Origin of the sequence: Mesotoga sp. UBA5557, from assembly GCF_002425715.1 — a bacterium.
In the GTDB taxonomy this organism is placed as follows: domain Bacteria; phylum Thermotogota; class Thermotogae; order Petrotogales; family Kosmotogaceae; genus Mesotoga.
Genome location: NZ_DIMV01000014.1, coordinates 15,146 through 15,354, shown reverse-complemented (window position 1 = coordinate 15,354; position 209 = coordinate 15,146). Strand labels below are relative to the sequence as shown.

The following is a 209-nucleotide window of genomic DNA, read 5'->3' as shown; positions in this document are numbered from 1 at the left end:
TTGATGTGCTAGATTGTGAAATATAGGTACTTTTTATGTTAAATGAAAGGATTGCTGACTATGAAGAAGTTTGTGGCCGCAGCTATTCAATTTGAAGCAGAACCAATGAGGGTGGCAAGGAATCTGGAAGCTGCATATCGCTGGATAACCAGGTGCAAACAAGAAACGGGAGCCTCGCTGATAGTTCTGCCTGAAAGCTTTACTACGGG

1 pseudogene is annotated in these 209 nt (G+C 43.1%); it reads left to right on the top strand.

Annotated elements, in window-relative coordinates:
• Window positions 1-42: 42 nt before the first annotated feature.
• Window positions 43-209 (top strand): annotated as a pseudogene (locus B3157_RS01115) (carbon-nitrogen hydrolase family protein); the annotation flags it as partial.